The 16429-nt window shown below is 60.1% G+C and carries 16 protein-coding genes; 13 read left to right on the top strand and 3 right to left on the bottom strand.

Annotated features, from left to right (window positions below; translation table 11 throughout):
- The first annotated feature begins 188 nt into the window (after window positions 1-188).
- From RGCCGE502_RS18040 to RGCCGE502_RS37340, 3 genes are all read left to right on the top strand, one after another.
- Window positions 189-383 carry a hypothetical protein gene (locus tag RGCCGE502_RS18040; RefSeq protein ID WP_016555625.1) on the top strand — a complete coding sequence of 65 codons (195 nt, stop codon included), beginning with the start codon at window positions 189-191 and terminating at the stop codon, window positions 381-383.
- Between the two features lie 698 nt (window positions 384-1081).
- Window positions 1082-1609 (top strand): DUF1003 domain-containing protein, encoded by a 528-nt coding sequence (locus RGCCGE502_RS18035; protein ID WP_016555624.1) that lies wholly within the window; start codon window positions 1082-1084, stop codon window positions 1607-1609.
- Between the two features lie 265 nt (window positions 1610-1874).
- Window positions 1875-2033, top strand: a complete 159-nt coding sequence (locus tag RGCCGE502_RS37340) for a hypothetical protein (RefSeq protein WP_176705708.1) — start codon at window positions 1875-1877, stop codon at window positions 2031-2033.
- A 62-nt stretch (window positions 2034-2095) separates the two neighbouring features.
- Here the strand turns inward: RGCCGE502_RS37340 and RGCCGE502_RS18025 are convergent, their stop codons facing one another.
- Window positions 2096-3133 carry a Gfo/Idh/MocA family protein gene (locus RGCCGE502_RS18025; RefSeq protein ID WP_016555622.1) on the bottom strand — a complete coding sequence of 346 codons (1038 nt, stop codon included), beginning with the start codon at window positions 3131-3133 and terminating at the stop codon, window positions 2096-2098.
- Window positions 3133-4116: an MDR/zinc-dependent alcohol dehydrogenase-like family protein gene (locus RGCCGE502_RS18020; protein WP_016555621.1), complete on the bottom strand. Its 984-nt coding sequence runs from the start codon at window positions 4114-4116 to the stop codon at window positions 3133-3135. Before RGCCGE502_RS18020 ends, RGCCGE502_RS18025 begins: the two co-directional genes overlap by 1 nt.
- Window positions 4117-4584: 468 nt before the next feature.
- Here RGCCGE502_RS18020 and RGCCGE502_RS18010 point away from each other — a divergent pair, with 468 nt between their 5' ends.
- The 8 genes from RGCCGE502_RS18010 to RGCCGE502_RS17975 are packed head-to-tail and all read left to right on the top strand — an operon-like array spanning window position 4585 to window position 14003.
- Complete coding sequence (locus RGCCGE502_RS18010) at window positions 4585-5691, top strand: NAD-dependent epimerase/dehydratase family protein (RefSeq protein ID WP_016555619.1); 1107 nt, start codon at window positions 4585-4587, stop codon at window positions 5689-5691.
- Window positions 5688-7727, top strand: a complete 2040-nt coding sequence (locus tag RGCCGE502_RS18005; RefSeq protein ID WP_016555618.1) for an NAD-dependent epimerase/dehydratase family protein — start codon at window positions 5688-5690, stop codon at window positions 7725-7727. The genes RGCCGE502_RS18010 and RGCCGE502_RS18005 overlap by 4 nt, the downstream gene beginning before the upstream one ends.
- A complete protein-coding gene (locus tag RGCCGE502_RS18000; protein WP_016555617.1) occupies window positions 7724-8839 on the top strand; it encodes a glycosyltransferase family 4 protein in 1116 nt (371 codons plus the stop codon). Before RGCCGE502_RS18005 ends, RGCCGE502_RS18000 begins: the two co-directional genes overlap by 4 nt.
- Before the next feature lie 3 nt (window positions 8840-8842).
- On the top strand, window positions 8843-9973 hold the full coding sequence (locus tag RGCCGE502_RS17995; protein ID WP_016555616.1) for a CgeB family protein: 1131 nt from the start codon (window positions 8843-8845) through the stop codon (window positions 9971-9973).
- Window positions 9970-11061, top strand: coding sequence for a CgeB family protein (locus tag RGCCGE502_RS17990; protein ID WP_016555615.1), 1092 nt, complete (start codon window positions 9970-9972; stop codon window positions 11059-11061). The genes RGCCGE502_RS17995 and RGCCGE502_RS17990 overlap by 4 nt, the downstream gene beginning before the upstream one ends.
- Window positions 11058-12185, top strand: coding sequence for a CgeB family protein (locus RGCCGE502_RS17985; protein ID WP_016555614.1), 1128 nt, complete (start codon window positions 11058-11060; stop codon window positions 12183-12185). Before RGCCGE502_RS17990 ends, RGCCGE502_RS17985 begins: the two co-directional genes overlap by 4 nt.
- Window positions 12185-13219 carry a UDP-glucuronic acid decarboxylase family protein gene (locus RGCCGE502_RS17980; protein WP_016555613.1) on the top strand — a complete coding sequence of 345 codons (1035 nt, stop codon included), beginning with the start codon at window positions 12185-12187 and terminating at the stop codon, window positions 13217-13219. Before RGCCGE502_RS17985 ends, RGCCGE502_RS17980 begins: the two co-directional genes overlap by 1 nt.
- Before the next feature lie 4 nt (window positions 13220-13223).
- Window positions 13224-14003, top strand: coding sequence for a TIGR04290 family methyltransferase (locus RGCCGE502_RS17975; protein WP_040674941.1), 780 nt, complete (start codon window positions 13224-13226; stop codon window positions 14001-14003).
- A 57-nt stretch (window positions 14004-14060) separates the two neighbouring features.
- On the opposite strand, the gene RGCCGE502_RS17970 is transcribed toward RGCCGE502_RS17975, so the two are convergent.
- The gene (locus tag RGCCGE502_RS17970; protein WP_016555611.1) at window positions 14061-14960 is read right to left on the bottom strand and encodes a LysR family transcriptional regulator; all 900 of its coding nucleotides are present in this window, start codon (window positions 14958-14960) and stop codon (window positions 14061-14063) included.
- A 129-nt stretch (window positions 14961-15089) separates the two neighbouring features.
- Between RGCCGE502_RS17970 and RGCCGE502_RS17965 the strand changes: the two genes are divergently transcribed.
- The gene (locus RGCCGE502_RS17965) at window positions 15090-15569 is read left to right on the top strand and encodes a carboxymuconolactone decarboxylase family protein (protein ID WP_016555610.1); all 480 of its coding nucleotides are present in this window, start codon (window positions 15090-15092) and stop codon (window positions 15567-15569) included.
- Window positions 15570-15626: 57 nt separating this feature from the next.
- Complete coding sequence (locus RGCCGE502_RS17960; RefSeq protein WP_016555609.1) at window positions 15627-16379, top strand: SDR family oxidoreductase; 753 nt, start codon at window positions 15627-15629, stop codon at window positions 16377-16379.
- The last annotated feature ends 50 nt before the right edge of the window (window positions 16380-16429 follow it).

Here is a 16429-nt window from a genome sequence, read left to right as displayed (position 1 = left end):
ATGTTGCTGTCCCGGGCGGATCCTGGTCGGCTTAAGCGTTCAGACCTCTACGGCACGCGCTGTTCAAAATGTCGTTTCGGCATTTCGGCGGCCGCGCGCGCATTTTACTTACTACCGTTGGTTGCCCGTCGTAAATCTTTCATTCGATCTTGCTAATGGTGCGCCGAAGTTCTTCGCGCGGGGCGTTTATGCAAAGGCAAGCTGTTATCTTTGGTGGTCAAGAGGTCGGCATCGCTGTCCCTGGAGAGGGCCGGCTGAGGTTTATTGCCGTTCGTTTCCATGTCATCGATCTGGACAATCAGTTGTTCGACACAGTCACCGATATCCATCAAGCGATCAAACGGCATCTTGCCGTCACCCGCTCTTCAAAGGCTGCTGCATGACGAAGATCCGTCCTCACCGGCTCGGTATCACCTTCTTTCTCGAAAAATATTCGGCAAGCGCATAGTACATGGGGGCACGGCTCTGGTCTCTCGTCTAGCTAAATGCGTAAAGCCCGCCGTTGACGCGTACCGTCCTCCGTTGCAGTCCTAGAAGAGCAGGGCGGAGACAAGGATGGTTGCGAACCGTGCCGGAGTCATGTCTGCACGGCTTCCTCGCAGCCTGCTTAAGATGGTTGCTTTTCAGATCGCCCGACTCGGGCTCTTGCGCGAGTTCGCCTAAGCTTCCCATGCTGCAGCGGCGACTTTGGCACGTTCATGTGCAGCGCTTCGCAGGACGGTTTCTGGAACTGGTTGAGGAAACCTCGCTTGAACTCCGCGCCTTAGGGCCGGAACTGGCTTTGCGGAGTTCGCAATCAATCGCGTTAAGGCACACGACATTCCGCGTTTTATGAAACGCTCGCCATCCCTCACCCTTCTCGAACCTTCCGCTCGTTGAAAATAAAACATGGATGAGGACACGCGGGTGGTGCGGGAAGTGGGCAAGGCTGAAGAGAATGAAGGCCAGCGCAGAACTCGATTACCAGCTGGCCGCATGCTTCGCCTGCAGAAGCGCCAACAATATCGACAGTTGCAGCACTGGCCTCTGCGGAACAGAGATCGCCGATCGATGTTGGTAGGTATCTACTGGAGTTGACGCCATGCCCAAACAAGCCGCCGCTGATACCGCAACCATTTCCAGTCGCCTGGACCGGAACATTCAGGCGATTCTCGAACGCAGGAAGGAAGAGGCCAGACGAGCGTCTCTCCAAGATCGCCTTGCCGAACGCATCACGCGCTTTGCAGGCTCGATGACCTTCGTCTATATCCATGCTTTCGTTTTCGGGTTGTGGATTGCCCTAAATGTCGGGCTATTTCCGGTTCTGCCTGCATTCGATCCCTCTCTCGTCGTCCTTGCCATGGTCGCCTCGGTCGAAGCCATCTTCATCTCGACATTCGTCATGATAAGCCAGAACCGAATGTCGGAAGCCGACGACAAACGCGCTGACCTCAATCTCCAGATATCTTTGCTTGCAGAATATGAGACGACCCAGCTTCTCAACGTGATGTCCGCCATCGCCGACAAGCTCGGTGTCGATCTCAAGGAAGAAGAGGAGCTTGCGGAACTACGAGAAGACATTACCCCTGAGGGCGTTCTCGATGTGCTGGAAGAGAAGTCGAGGGAGTAGTCGTGATGCTCATCGCTGTGCCGCGGCAGCCGCCCCCGGCGTTAAACGGCGACGCGAAACCGGCACGCTAACTTGACTATCTCGAAGTTCGGCGGTCGCTGAAATGATCGTTTCAGCAGGCCGTCGGGCGTCTTAACCGATTGAGCTTTCCCGGTCGTCGGTTCCCGGGCCTGGCGTCGCCGTTGCATCAACCATTCCCTGGCGGATCAGAAAGAGTGCTCGCGGGCCGATCCCTTGAATACTGAGGATCTCGTCATCACGGAAGGTGGCAAGCTTACTGAAACGTCTGACGCCGCTTGCCCGCAGGGCGCTGATGATCCAGTGCGGCAAGCTGCTCCTGGCAATCAGGTCGCTCGGATTGGCCTTCCTCTTCCGTCTTGATGTAAAGCGTCGCGGCATGAGCGATCTGGCGTTTCTTCGATGATGCGTCAAACTTCGGTGGAGGAGTGCTGTTCCCAACCCGCTCGCCGATTTTTGTTCTGCCGATCAAATTCCGTAGATGCGCTCGATAGCTTCGGCGACGCCAATACTGCTCTCACACTCAGGATCAAAGCCGCTGTTGCGATGAAGCCGCCGCGCCCACCCGATGGCCGCACGGCCGCCCCAGTCGTCCGGAGGCTCGACAAGCGTTTCACGCTGGGTGCCGCGATAGCGCTCGGCAGTGAAGTCATAGAAGGAGCCTTCGACATTTTTAAACGCGCAGCCGCCATTGGTGCCGAACAGCTGTGCCTCGATCACCGCATCGCGACCGGCCTGCAGTCTCCAGGAACAGGCAAGGCGCACAGTGGTGCCGCCCTCAAGTTCCAGCGTCGCCAGGGCGTAGTCCTCGACCGCGTCCGACGGGCTCGTCAGCACCTCACCCTCGCGCATCAGCCGGCTCGATACGTCGATGATCCCGGGAAAGTTCAGGATCCACAAGACCAGATCGATCAGGTGGACGCCGAGGTCGATGACGCATCCGCCCCCCGAGAGGCTCCTATCGTAAAACCAGGCCTTATCCGGGCCATAAGCGTTGTGAAACGTCACGTCGACGGAAAAGATTTTGCCCAACTCCCCGCTCTGGGCGATCGTACGAATGGCCTGCATTGCACGCGTATGCCGATAGGACAGATCGACCCCCAGCAGCCGATCCGCCGCTCTTGCGGCCGACACGACGGCCCGCACCTCTGCGGCGGTTCGCCCGAGTGGCTTCTGGCAGAACACCGCCATGCCGGCCTCCAGGGTCTGGATGGATTGCAGGGCATGGTTTGCGCTCGGTGTGGCAATGACAACGCCGTCGAGGTTCTCGGTGAGAAGATCGCCAAGGCTTGCAACATGTCTCGCCTCAGGGCTTATCGTCTTTGCCTCCTTGATCATCTGCGGCGAAGGATCGGCGATCGCCACGGCCTCGGCAACCCCGCTCTGCGTCAGGGCGCGCATGCGATTGAGGCCGATCCAGCCGACACCGAGGAAACCAAGCCGCAACGGCCTGGCCTGGCCTGCTATGTCTCGATTGGCAATATGGTTGGAAATCATCCCGTTCATCAGTAGATCACCAGCGCTTTGAGGAAATTTCCTGGACGGTCCCGCGTGTCGTTGAGAGCTTGATCGAGCCGATCCAGCGGATAGCTGTGGGTGTAGAGCGACAGCGGGTCGAGGCGTTTTGAAGCGATCGCCTCGATCGCCAGGCGGATGCCAGCGACGTAAATCTTAGGGTCGCGCTCATGAGCGTTGATGATATCGAGGCCGCGCCAATTCCACATCTGCATGTTAACCTGCCGCGGACCATCCTGGTGGTAACCGGCGACGACCAGACGCCCGCGCTCCATCGTCAGCTCGCCGGCAAGGTCGAGTGGCCATTGTTTGCCCACAGCTTCGATCACCCGGTCGCAGAAACGACCGTCGGTCAACGAACGGACCTCCTCAATGATGCGCCAGTGATCGTCCATCAGGATTCTATGAGCAGCCCCAAGTCGCTCGGCGACGTCGAGCGAGGCCTGGCGACGCGATATGGCGATCACGTGTGCACCGGCGTCGACGGCAAGCTGGGTCAAGAGTGCGCCGAGGAAACCGATACCGATGATCGCAACGGTCTGGCCAGCGCTTATAACTGCGCGGCTGAAGATATTCATGGCACAACCGAGCGGCTCGCCGGGAAAGGGTTGTCCATCGAGCTCGGGTGGCAGGCGCACCACCATGTCTTCATCGGCGATGTCATGGCTGGCATAGGCATGGTAGCTGAGGGCAGCCACGCGGTCGCCAATGCGAAGGTCGTGGACGCCGGGGCCGATTTCGTCAATCACCCCCCAGCCTTCGTGCCCAAGGCCGCCGGGCTCTGTCGGAAACTGCATCCAATCGGGTCCCGACCACGGCGTCAGGTTCGATGCGCATACGCCGCAGCCTTCCAGCCGGATGCGAACCTGCCGGCCAGTTGGCAGAGGTAGGTCGCCTTTGACGACATTGATCGTGCCAGGACCGGTCACGATTGCCGCCATCAATGTCGCGCGTCTATCTCCGGACATGTCCATAACGGTCTCCTCATTTGAACTTGGCTGCCTGTTCCAGCCACTCTGGTTCCCGATCAACGGGCTCTTTTGACAGGTCGCACAGGCATCTTCCGATGCGGACGCTATTTCCGCCCGGACGGCAGACAGCTTTATGACGCATCAAGGCCCCCCGAACTGACAAGACGTCAAACTGTTCCGGAAGAAGTTGAAGATCATGAAGTTGAAGATGCTGGAGTGGCACTCGGCTTTCGGGAGACCGGCATCAAGGGGTTCTTCACACGGGCTTTTTGGCAGCCTGTTCCTAGACATGACCTCAAAATCACACAATTTGCTGGCGTCCAAGCGCGCAAGCACCCGGTCCGGGCGGACTGACGGCAGGATGCTGGGGTTGATGAAGTTATAGATGACAAAGATGTCATTGATGAGGAACATTCACCGCCAAGCGTTGTTGGGCGCCCTGTCACAGATACGAAATGTGCAGAGGTAGCCATGACAAGAATACTCGTCACCGGCGGCTGCGGCTTCATCGGCCGACATGTTACCGAAGAACTTTTGAAGGCGGATTACGAGGTCCGCATCCTCGATGCCCTGATCGATCAGGTGCATGGGGACGCCGAGGCCAGCATGCCGGAGGCGGCCGACATCATCCGCGGCAATGTCTGCGATCGCGCTGCGGTTACAGAGGCGCTCGACGGCATGGACGGCGTCATTCATTTGGCTGCCGAGGTCGGTGTCGGACAATCCATGTACGAGATCGCCAGATATGTAGGTGGCAACGATCTCGGTACAGCTGTCCTGCTCGAGGCCATGATTGGTAAACCGATCAAGAGGATCGTTGTCGCCTCCTCGATGAGCGTTTACGGCGAGGGCCGGTACCGTACCTCTAGGGGCGAGCGGATCGGCTTTGCTCGCCGCAGGAGCGACCGCATCAAGGCTGGTATGTGGAACCTTCTCGGTCCCGACGGCAATGATCTCGTGCCGGTCGCAACGGACGAGGAAAAGCCTGTCGATCTTGCCTCGATCTATGCTCTGACGAAATTCGCCCAGGAACGCCAGGTGCTGATCTATGGCGAGGCCTATGGAGTGGACGCGGTGGCACTGCGCCTTTTCAACGTCTTCGGAGCAGGTCAGGCCCTTTCCAATCCCTATACCGGCGTTCTGGCCAATTTCGCCTCGCGGCTTGCAAATCTCCAGCCGCCGATGATTTTCGAAGATGGCGAGCAGCGCCGCGACTTCATCCACGTCAGGGATGTGGCGCGCGCCTTCCGCCTTGCCTATGAACAGAAGGCGGCTGCCGGCCATGTCATCAATGTAGGCAGCGGCAATTCCTATACGATAGCGCAGGTCGCTTCGCTTCTTGCCGAGGCCATGGATGTCCCGGAAATCGTCCCGGACATCATGAACAAGGCCCGTTCGGGCGATATCCGCAACTGCTTTGCTGACATCTCCAAGGCGCGCGAGCTCCTCGGGTTCGAGCCGCAATTCCGGCTGGAACACTCCCTTGGCCCCTTCGCCGACTGGGTCAAGCGCGCCGGCGCCATTGACCGTGGCGCCGAGATGAAGCGGCAACTGGAAGCAAGGGGGCTGGTGTCATGATGAGCGCCTCTCCAACGCCGCCCTGCCAACAACCAAGACAATACGGCCTTGTCGAATGGTTCCGGCCAGGCGAATTCGAGCGAACCGAGGAGATCCTGCCGGATATTCTGTCAAGCGGGGCGAGTTTCCTGCGGACGCACCTGTCCTGGGCGGAATATCTGGCCCCCGGCGGCCAGACCTGGTTCGACTGGTTGATCCCGAAGCTGGGCCAAGCCATCGACCTTCTGCCATGCCTCCACTATACGCCGCCCTCCCTGTCGCGCACCGGCCGATCCTCCGGAGCGCCGGTCAACCTGAAGTCCTATGCCGATTTTCTCGACCATATTCTTGATCGCTACGGCCGGCATTTCACGCATGTGGAATTGTGGAACGAGCCGAACAACCTGCTCGACTGGGACTGGCGCGAAGACGGTGACTTCATGCTGTTTTGCCAGATGGTCGGCGGCGCTGCCCACTGGGCAAAACAGCGCGGCTTCAAGCCGGTGCTGGGTGGTCCCTGTCCCTTTGATCCCTATTGGCTGAACCTGATGGGCGAGCGCGGCGTGCTTGGCGTCGTCGACGCAGTCGGCTTCCACGGCTTCCCGGGCACCTGGGACAGCGAAGAGGGGACCTGGGGCGGCTGGGACATGCATCTTGGCGAGATGCGCAGGATCCTCGATCGCTTCAAACCGGCCGCCGAAATCTGGATCACCGAAACCGGTTACTCAACGTGGCGAAACGACGAGATGGAGCAGGCGCGCCGCTTCATCAAGGCGCTGAGCGTTCCGGCCGACCGGATGTACTGGTACTCGTGGCGGGACGTGCCGCCGGATGTCCCAGTCCAGGAGGGCCTGTGGTTTGATCCGCGCCATTATCATCTCGGTGCCGTCTCGCACGACAACCAACCGAAGCTGCTTGCTCGCCTGCTGATCGAGGGCGGCGTCGCACGGCTCCATGAAGTCAGCCGCCTTGCAAGCCCCAATCTTGCCACGGGTGCTGCGCCCGTCGTCATTACCGGCGGCAGCGGCTTCATTGGCTCTAACCTTGCCGATAGTCTCCTCAAGGACGGTAAGGACGTGATCGTTCTTGACAATCTCGCACGTCCGGGCGTCGATCAGAACCTCGCATGGCTGACCGAACGGCATGGAAAGCGCGTTCATCCCCTACTTGCGGACATCCGCGACCTGCGCAGCATCGAGGCCGGTTTTGATGATGCCGAAGCCGTCTTTCACTTCGCCGCCCAGACGGCCGTTACCACCAGCCTCAGTCGACCAATCGACGACTTCGAGACCAATGCCCGAGGAACAATAAACGTGCTGGAGGCCGTCCGCAAAGCCGGCCGAAGAGCGCCGGTCATCTTTGCCAGCACCAACAAGGTCTATGGTGGGCTCGACGACCTGACCATGCGCGAGGGGGACGATCGATATATTCCGGCCAATGAGAGCGTGCGCCTACGCGGCGTCGCCGAAGACCGGCCACTTGATTTTTGCACCCCTTACGGCTGCTCGAAAGGCGTCGCCGACCAATACGTGCTCGATTACGCCAAGTCGTTCGGAATTCCGACCGCTGTCTTGCGGATGAGCTGTATTTACGGCCCGCGCCAGTTCGGCACGGAAGATCAAGGCTGGGTCGCCCATTTTCTCATGCGCGCGCTCAGTGGTGAACCGATTGCGATCTATGGCGACGGCCGACAGGTTCGCGACATTCTTTATGTCGAAGACGCGGTCGCTGCCTATCGCGCCGTTCTTGCCAATATCGACCGCGTGGCAGGGCAGGCCTTCAACCTCGGGGGCGGTCCTTCCAATGCCGTCAGCTTGCTTGTCGTGCTGCGGACAATCGAGGCCATCATCGGTGAACCGCTGTCGACCTCCTTCGGCGACCGGCGGGCAGGCGACCAGTCCTACTTTGTTGCCGACACCCGCAAGCTTCAGGCGGCCGTCGGTTGGCATTCCCGCGTAACCTGGCGCGAGGGGCTGCAATTACTCGCCAAGTGGATCGTTGGCAATCGCTTCGCGGACCGGCCCCTGACTGAAGATCTCCGCAAGGTGCCGGCATGAGGCAGGCCTCGCCGATGGTTGCGCAGCAGCGCATGATGATGACCCTCGACGCGGTTGGCGGCGTCTGGCGCTATGCCATGGATCTCGCCGTCGGGCTGCGGCGGGAGGGGATCCACACCTGTTTCGTCGGTCTCGGTCCACCGCCGACTGGGCAACAGCGGGACGAGGCGCTTTCGATCGGCGATCTCGATTGGCTCGACGAGCCGCTAGATTGGATGGTGGCGGGGGAGGGCGCGCTGACGACCGTTCCGTCGACGATCGCTGCGCTCGCCACGCAAAGGCGGGTTGATTTGTTGCACCTAAATCTTCCGTCCCAGGCAGCCCGGCTTGACCTCGCCATGCCTGTCGTCGCCGTGTCCCATTCCTGCGTCGTCACCTGGTTTGCGGCGGTCCGCGCCAGCGCGGTGCCTGTCGATTGGCGCTGGCAGCAGGCACTCAACGCCCGCGGTTTCAAGAGGGCCGATGCTGTCGTTGCACCGAGCAGCAGCCATGCAGCGATGCTGGAGGCGGCGTACGGTCCCTTCGAAAATCTGACCGTGATCTATAATGCAAGCGCCGTGCCTCTCATCGCCGGTCGCAAGGAGGAGTTTGCTTTTGCGGCGGGGCGCTGGTGGGACGAGGGCAAGAACGGCGCGGTGCTGAATGCGGCTGCCGCGCAGATGGCCTGCCCTCTCCTGACGGTCGGTGCCGATCGCGGGCCCAACGGGCAGGGCGTGACGATGACGCACACACGCAATTACGGCGCCCTGCCGCACGCAGATGCTATGGCGCTCATGCGGCGGGCCGCGATCGTCGTCTCGCCGTCGCTCTACGAGCCTTTTGGCCTCGCTCCCCTTGAGGCGGCGCGCTGCGGCGCCGCGCTGGTACTCGCTGACATCCCGACCTATCGGGAACTCTGGGACGGGGCGGCGGTTTTTGCCGAACCACATCGTCCAGCAGCCTTTAGCAAGGCGGTCAACCGCCTGTTGCTTGATGTCGGGCTTCGCGGTCGCCTTGTGCGAACGGCGCAGGAACGCGCGCAGCGCTTGACGGTTGATGTGCAGGCGTCGTCCATGGCCCGCCTCTACTCGAATCTTCTTGAACGGAAACGCGCTTCAAGCGCAGCGGAGTAGATCATGAAATTTGTCTTTTACACACACTCGCTGCTGTCCGACTGGAACCACGGCAATGCGCATTTCCTTCGCGGCCTGATGCGTGATCTTGGCCGTCGCGGCCATGTGACGATGGCGCTCGAGCCGCATGATTCCTGGAGCCGGCTTAATCTTCTCGCCGACCAGGGCCCGGCGGCGATCGAGGCGTTCTCCGACACCTTTCCCGGGTTGCGAGCGCAGATTTACCCGGAAAATTTCGACCATGAAGCAGCCCTTGCTGACGCCGATGTGGTGATAGTCCATGAATGGACAGATCCTGAGCTCATATCCCGCATTGGCCGGGCTCGTCGTAACGGTGCCCGCTTCACGCTGCTCTTTCATGACACTCATCATCGCGCGGTATCGGCCGAGACGGATATGTCCGGCCTGTCGCTCGATGGCTATGACGCTGTGCTTGCTTTTGGCGAAACCCTCAGGCAGCGCTATCTCAAGGCCGGTTGGGCCAAGGCCGTTTTCACCTTCCATGAGGCTGCCGACGACACATTGTTCCGGCCCATGCCAGGGGCTGACAAGACCGGTGATCTCATCTGGATCGGCAATTGGGGTGATGACGAACGGTCCGAAGAGATCCTGGAATTCCTTGTTCGCCCCGTCAAAGAGCTTGGCCTTCGAGCAACCGTCCGTGGCGTGCGCTATCCCGCTGATGCCCTGTCTGCCCTTAAGGACGGCGGAATTTCCTATGGCGGCTGGATCGCCAATGCGCAGGCGCCCCTGGCCTTCGCGCGCAACAGGGTGACGGTCCATATTCCGCGCAGACCCTATGTCAGCCATTTGCCAGGCATACCAACCATCCGCGTCTTCGAAGCGCTCGCCTGCGGAATTCCGCTCATCTCGGCGCCATGGAACGACGTGGAGCAGCTCTTCCGGCCCGGCACCGACTACCTCGTGGCCGAGGATGGTGCAGCGATGCAGCGTCGTCTGAAGGAAGTTCTTTCCGATCCGGATCTTGCGGCAACGCTCGCTAAGTCCGGACTGGAAACGGTCAGATCGCGCCACACTTGTCGCCACCGCGTCGACGAGCTTCTGACGATTCTGGCCGATGTCGGCAGCCGCTCCGTTATCCAGCAGCTCGCGGCAGGGGAGGCTGCACAGTGAAGATCGCCTTTTACGGCTCAAGTCTCGTATCGGCCTATTGGAACGGGGCCGCCACCTACTATCGCGGCCTGCTGCGTGCGCTCGCAGTGCGGGGATACGACATCACATTCTACGAGCCCGATGTCTACGAGCGGCAGCAGAACCGGGACATCGATCCACCGGACTGGTGCAAAGTCGTCGTCTATGAAGGGACGATCGGTTCGTTGAAGACCGTCGCCGCCCGTGCAGGCGAGGCCGATATCGTCGTCAAGGCAAGCGGCGTCGGCTTTGAGGACGAACGTCTGCTGGAAGAGGTTCTTGTCCACGCGCGACCAGGTGCGCTCAAGATCTTCTGGGATGTCGACGCGCCGGCTACGCTGCTCGAGATTCGCGGCGATGCCGGACACCCTTTGCGACAGGCACTCGGCACCCTCGACCTTGTCCTGACCTATGGCGGCGGCGATCCCGTGGTGCAGGCCTATGGGGGACTTGGGGCACGCGAGTGCATTCCGATCTATAACGCTCTCGACCCCGACACCCATCACCCGGTGGCGCCGGACGAGCGCTTCAGCGCCGATCTCGGCTTCCTCGGCAACCGTCTTCCCGACCGCGAGGCGCGCGTTGAGGATTTCTTTCTCGAACCTGCCTCTCGCCTGATTCAGACACGCTTCCTGCTGGGCGGTTCGGGCTGGCATGACAAGCCGATGTCGTCCAACATCAAACGGGTCGGCCATGTGGCGACCGGCGAGCATAATGCCTTCAACGTCACACCGAAGGCCGTCCTCAATATTTCACGCGAAAGCATGGCTCAGAACGGCTTCTCGCCGGCAACCCGGGTATTTGAAGCGGCCGGCGCCGGCGCCTGTCTCATCACCGATCACTGGGAGGGCATCGAGTTGTTCCTCAGGCCGGACGAGGAGGTCCTCGTTGCCCGGGATGGGAAGGACGTGGTCGATCTTCTCGCAGATCTAACAACGGAGAGGGCGAGATCGATCGGTAAGAAGGCGATGGCCCGTGTCCTTGCCAATCATACCTATACGCAGCGGGCCGAAATCGTCGACAGCATCTTTCGCGCCCAGCTGCGCGCCCGTACGGGAGCTGCCGCATGACGAGAGCGCGCGATATCGTCATTCTCGGCCTGTCTCTGTCCTCCTCCTGGGGCAATGGCCATGCGACCACCTTTCGCGCGCTGATACGCGGGCTTGCAGCCTCGGGCCACAGCGTCCTCTTTCTGGAAAGGGACGTGCCCTGGTATGCAAGCCAGCGGGATTTGCCGTCTCCCGATTTCTGCACGCTCGCCTATTATAATGCGATCGATGCCATGATTGTGGCCCATGGGGCGCGGTTGAACGAAGCCGATGCTGTCATTGTCGGTTCCTATGTCCCCGAAGGCCAGGAACTTATCGACCGGCTGGGCCGGCTTCGGCCGAGGCGCTTGTGCTTTTATGATATCGATACGCCGGTGACGCTTGCTTGCCTCGAAAAAGGCGAGGAGCCCTATGTCGCGCGGCGGCAGATCCCGCTCTTCGATATCTACTTTTCCTTTTCCGGTGGCGGTGTACTGGAGAGGCTGGAGCATCGCTATGGGGCAAGAAAAGCGCTTGCACTCTACTGCTCCGTCGATGCCGACCGATATGTCAATACGAAGGAGCCGCTGCGGTGGGATCTCGGCTATCTAGGGACCTATAGTGCGGACCGGCAGCCGACGCTTGAAAGGCTGTTGATCGAGCCGGCGCGTCGCCTGCCCGACCACCGCTTCGTCGTTGCCGGACCACAATACCCCCGCGAGATCGAATGGCCCGCCAATGTCGAGCGCATCGACCATCTGCCGCCATCCGAGCATCCATCTTTCTATAGTCGGCAACGCTTCACGCTGAATGTGACGCGCGCTGACATGGTGGCTGCAGGCTGGTCGCCAAGTGTGCGCCTGTTCGAGGCGGGCGCCTGCGCCGTCCCGATCATCAGCGACGATTGGCGCGGCCTCAGCGATCTTCTGCCTGATGGCAAAGCGCTGGTCATTGCCCGCACGAGCGATGATGTCGTCAATGCTCTGACAAAGATGGACGATGAGAAGCGCCAGAGGATTGGGCAAGCAGCGCGGAGGGAAGTTCTGGCCAACCATACCGGCCTTGCGCGCGCGCGCCAGATGACAAGCGCGCTTGCGATGCTTGATCAAGATCCACCCGCAACAATGACAACTTATCCAAAGTTTGACAGCGTGAGGAGAATGTAATGCAGCAGAACGGCAAGAGCAGAACCATCCTGGTTGCCGGCGGTGCCGGTTTCGTCGGGTCGCATCTTTGCGACGCGTTGCTGGCCCGCGGTGAGCGCGTGCTCTGCGTCGACAGTTTCATCACCGGGTCTGCGGCAAATGTGCGACCGCTCGCCAACCATGTGGGGTTTCGCCTCATCGAAATTGACATATGCGACTTGCGCAATGTCGATGAGCCGCTTGACCAGATCTACAACCTGGCCTGCGCAGCGTCGCCTCCCCAATATCAGGCCGATCCCGTCCACACCATGATGACCTGCGTTGCCGGAACCGGCAATCTCCTGGCACTTGCGGAAGAACACAATGCCGCATTCCTGCAGGCTTCCACCAGTGAGGTCTATGGTGATCCGGCCGAACATCCGCAGCGCGAGGATTACCGCGGCAATGTCAGCTGCACGGGACCGCGGGCCTGCTACGACGAAGGAAAACGGGCTGCCGAAGCCCTTTGCTTCGACCTGCTGCGTGCTGGGCGCGTGGATGCGCGCGTCGCGCGCATCTTCAACACGTATGGCCCGCGCATGCAACCCCATGATGGCCGCATCATCTCCAACCTGCTTGTCCAGGCGATCTCCGGTGATCCTCTGACGATATACGGCAGCGGTGAACAGACCCGTTCCTTCTGCTTCGTCAGCGACCTCATCGCCGGTCTAATGGCCTTGATGAACGTCGAGCCCAATCCGCAGCATCCGGTCAATCTCGGCAATCCCGGAGAGTTCACCATCAACCAGCTCGCCGAGATGGTCGTCGCGATCGTTCCTGGAGCCACCCAGATCGTCTACCGTCCGCTGCCGCAAGACGATCCGCAGCGTCGTCGGCCGGATATCGCGCGAGCAAAAGACCTCCTCGTCTGGGAACCAAAAATTGCTCTTGCCGACGGTCTTCGCCAGACGGCTGCCTGGTTCGTGGCGACGCTCGGCGATAAACAGGTTCCTGGCAAACGGCGATCGCTCATGAAGGCCAAAGCAGTCGGTGCGACCACCTCGGTCGGGATCTAGGAGCATGGATAATTGTCGCAGAACCAGCCGGAGCGTGTTGGAGAAGGAAATTGCCGAACTCGCTCCCTGGTTCCACAATCTCGACATTGGCGGCGTCAAGACGGCGCCGGACCATTTTCTTGGCGACTATCCTCGCTTCAAATGGCAGAGCTTCCAGCATGTCTTGCCAATGGATCTCGATGGTCGCAGCGTCCTCGACATCGGCTGCAATGCCGGTTTTTACAGTCAGGAGATGAAACGTCGCAATGCCGGGCGGGTGCTTGGCATCGATGCGGACGAGCACTATCTGCGCCAGGCGCGTTTCGCCGCCGAGCGAGCGGGACTGGACATCGAGTTTCGGCAGATGTCGGTCTACGACGTCGGCACCCTCGGCGAAAGCTTCGACCTCGTCATCTTCATGGGGGTCCTCTACCATTTGCGCCACCCGCTCTTGGCGCTCGACCTGCTCTACGAGCATGTTGTCGGTCAAACCCTGTTGTTCCAGTGCCTCCAGCGAGGTGACGAGCGCCTGCCGGCCCTTGAGGAGGACTACCCTTTTTCCGAGTGGTCGATCTTCGACCAGCCTGACTATCCGAAGCTTTTCTTCGTTGAGGAGCGCTACGCCTCGGATCCGACAAACTGGTTCATCCCCAACAAGGCGGCGGTTGAAGCGATGCTGCGAAGCGCCGGTTTCGTGATCGAGCAAAATCCTGAACGAGAAGTCTATCTCTGCCGGCGCGGGCAACGCCATTATGCGGTGGAGTCGATCTCGGCCAGTTTCGGGCCTGTGGCAGGCAAGACCTAGACCCCTGTCGGCAGCCTCGCAAGGACATCGCAACTCCGCGGTGCATCGGGGGCGAGATCAGGCCGCCATCAATGGATCTTCCCTGATGGCCACGACCAGGAAATCGAGAACGGTTCGAACCCGCAGGGGGAGGTTTTTTCGCGACGGGTAAACAAGGTTGATAGGGAGTCGTGCGGGTGGAAAGTCAGGCATGGCGTTTATCAGCCGGCCCGCCTCGATATCGGGGCATGCCAGAATATGCGAAAGCACGGCAAGTCCACTTCCGTTCATCACGGCGCGGTGTACGGCAAGAGCGCTATTGGCTACCAGTCGTGGTGAAATACGGACAATCATTTCGTCCGAGCCATTTGAAAATAACCATGATCGGCCATCTCCAGCACGGCTATAGCAGATACATTCGTGGTCGCTGACCTCGGTTGGAGCCTTTGGAACTCCGCAGCGTTCGACGTAGGAGGGGGCTGCGCAAAGAAAGGCCGTTGTCCAGCCAATCCGCCGGCACATGAGGCTGCTGTCGGAGACAGGGCCGAGGCGCACCTCGAGATCAATGCCCTCGCCAATGAGATCGGACGGGTCCTCCCGCAAAAGGAGTTCGACCGACAGGCCGGGATGCAGTTCGAGAAGCGGCGCTAGGCGATCGCTCACATAAAGACCAAGTGGCGCTGGCAATGCGAGGCGCACACGGCCCATTGCGTTGGCTGCTTCGGCACCCGACGCCTCGTTTAGTGTGTCCACCGCGTCGACCACCTTCAATGCCATAGTGATGACCTGCTCACCCTCGAGGGTCAGGGCGAGCGCATTCGTGGTACGATGAAAAAGCCGGATGCTGAGGTGCTCTTCAAGTGCCGAAACCTGCCGGGACACGGCTGGCTGGGTCAGGCCGAGGTCGACCGCGGCCGCAGAAAACGAGCCCGTTTCGGCGACCCTCAGGAATGTCCTCAGCGCGCAGACGATATCCATTTCTCTTGACCCGTACCGTTCGACATAAGCGTTATGTTCCAGATTAGACTGTTAGCGCTTTACTGTCCAGCAATTACGGATATCTTATATCCATAAGGATAACAAATATCCTTAAATAAGGAGACGGACATGACCCAGCGCCTGAACTACGCACAGCAATCCCCGGAATTGTTCAAGAAGCTTTCTGAGCTCAGCATGAGCCTGAAGGACAGCGTCATCGAAACCAAGCTACATGATCTCGGGCAGATCAGGGCGTCGCAGATCAATGGATGCGGTTTCTGCCTCGATATGCATGTCAAGGAAGCCAAGTTGCATGGCGAAACGGAGCTGCGCCTTTATCACGTCGCCATCTGGCGGGAATCAACCCTGTTTGCACCGCGCGAACGGGCAGCACTCGCCTGGACTGAAGCTGTAACAAGACTGCCGGAGGGCGGAATTCCCGACGAGCTTTACGAGCGCGTTCGAGGCCAGCTTTCAGAGAAAGAGATCGCTGACCTGACTTTTGCAATCATGGTGATCAATGCCTGGAACCGTGCCAGCATTGCGTTCAAGACAGTTCCGGGTTCTGCCGACAAACTTTACGGTCTCGACAAGGCGGGCTTGAACTAAGCCCCTTTGCCCCAGACCCCCAACATTCGCGGCGCGGCCGCAAGCCGGGAGAAACCCATGAAAATAGTCATTATTGGCGGAACTGGCCTGATCGGTTCCAAGACTGTGGAACGGTTGCGAAGGCAAGGACATGACGTCCTTGCGGCCTCTCCGAACACGGGCGTGAATACCGTGACAGGGGAGGGCTTGGCTGCGGCATTGGTCGGTTGCGATGTTGTCGTCGACCTCGCCAACTCGCCATCTTTCGAAGACAAGGCCGTGCTCGATTTCTTCGAAACCTCCGGCCGTAATCTCCTTCAGGCCGAAAAGGCGGCCGGTATCAAACATCATATCGCGCTCTCTGTCGTCGGCACCGAACGACTGCAGGAAAGTGGCTATTTCCGGGGAAAGCTCGCGCAGGAAAAACTGATCAAGGCGTCGGGCATTCCCTACACCATTGTCCACTCGACGCAGTTCATGGAGTTTCTTGGCGGCATCGCGCAATCCGGAACGACCGGTGATAAAGTGCGGCTCTCACCAGCGTACGTCCAGCCGATCGCGTCTGACGACGTCGCCGCGGCGATGGCCGAGGTCGCCGTTTCCTCCCCGGTCAACGGGACGGTGGAAATAGCAGGTCCCGAGCGTTTCCGACTTAGTGAGCTCGTTACCCGCTATCTCGAAGTCACTGGCGACGGGCGGAAAGTGGAGCCTGATACGGACGCTCGCTATTTTGGCGCCCGGCTAGACGAAGGCTCACTCGTCTCTGACGACAATCCCAAGCTTGGCCGGATCACCTTCGAGCAATGGTTTGCCACGGCTCAGCGCAAGTGATCGATTTGCGTCGCGAACAGTGGCGCAATCATAAAGAACAGGAGAATGAC

This window comes from Rhizobium grahamii CCGE 502, from assembly GCF_000298315.2.
Classification (GTDB): domain Bacteria; phylum Pseudomonadota; class Alphaproteobacteria; order Rhizobiales; family Rhizobiaceae; genus Rhizobium; species Rhizobium grahamii.
The sequence above is the reverse complement of the archived record's forward strand: the minus strand, read 5'-3'. Positions and strand labels throughout refer to the sequence as shown.

What these genes read in the sequence shown, in the direction of transcription:
- RGCCGE502_RS18010 (WP_016555619.1), top strand. Translation starts at nt 4,585, where the DNA reads ATGACAAGAATACTCGTCACCGGCGGCTGCGGCTTCATCGGCCGACAT.
- RGCCGE502_RS18025 (WP_016555622.1), bottom strand. Translation starts at nt 3,133, where the DNA reads ATGAACGGGATGATTTCCAACCATATTGCCAATCGAGACATAGCAGGC.
- RGCCGE502_RS18020 (WP_016555621.1), bottom strand. Translation starts at nt 4,116, where the DNA reads ATGGACATGTCCGGAGATAGACGCGCGACATTGATGGCGGCAATCGTG.
- RGCCGE502_RS17980 (WP_016555613.1), top strand. Translation starts at nt 12,185, where the DNA reads ATGCAGCAGAACGGCAAGAGCAGAACCATCCTGGTTGCCGGCGGTGCC.
- RGCCGE502_RS17995 (WP_016555616.1), top strand. Translation starts at nt 8,843, where the DNA reads ATGAAATTTGTCTTTTACACACACTCGCTGCTGTCCGACTGGAACCAC.
- RGCCGE502_RS17975 (WP_040674941.1), top strand. Translation starts at nt 13,224, where the DNA reads ATGGATAATTGTCGCAGAACCAGCCGGAGCGTGTTGGAGAAGGAAATT.
- RGCCGE502_RS17960 (WP_016555609.1), top strand. Translation starts at nt 15,627, where the DNA reads ATGAAAATAGTCATTATTGGCGGAACTGGCCTGATCGGTTCCAAGACT.
- RGCCGE502_RS18005 (WP_016555618.1), top strand. Translation starts at nt 5,688, where the DNA reads ATGATGAGCGCCTCTCCAACGCCGCCCTGCCAACAACCAAGACAATAC.
- RGCCGE502_RS17965 (WP_016555610.1), top strand. Translation starts at nt 15,090, where the DNA reads ATGACCCAGCGCCTGAACTACGCACAGCAATCCCCGGAATTGTTCAAG.
- RGCCGE502_RS18040 (WP_016555625.1), top strand. Translation starts at nt 189, where the DNA reads ATGCAAAGGCAAGCTGTTATCTTTGGTGGTCAAGAGGTCGGCATCGCT.
- RGCCGE502_RS18000 (WP_016555617.1), top strand. Translation starts at nt 7,724, where the DNA reads ATGAGGCAGGCCTCGCCGATGGTTGCGCAGCAGCGCATGATGATGACC.
- RGCCGE502_RS17985 (WP_016555614.1), top strand. Translation starts at nt 11,058, where the DNA reads ATGACGAGAGCGCGCGATATCGTCATTCTCGGCCTGTCTCTGTCCTCC.
- RGCCGE502_RS17970 (WP_016555611.1), bottom strand. Translation starts at nt 14,960, where the DNA reads ATGGATATCGTCTGCGCGCTGAGGACATTCCTGAGGGTCGCCGAAACG.
- RGCCGE502_RS18035 (WP_016555624.1), top strand. Translation starts at nt 1,082, where the DNA reads ATGCCCAAACAAGCCGCCGCTGATACCGCAACCATTTCCAGTCGCCTG.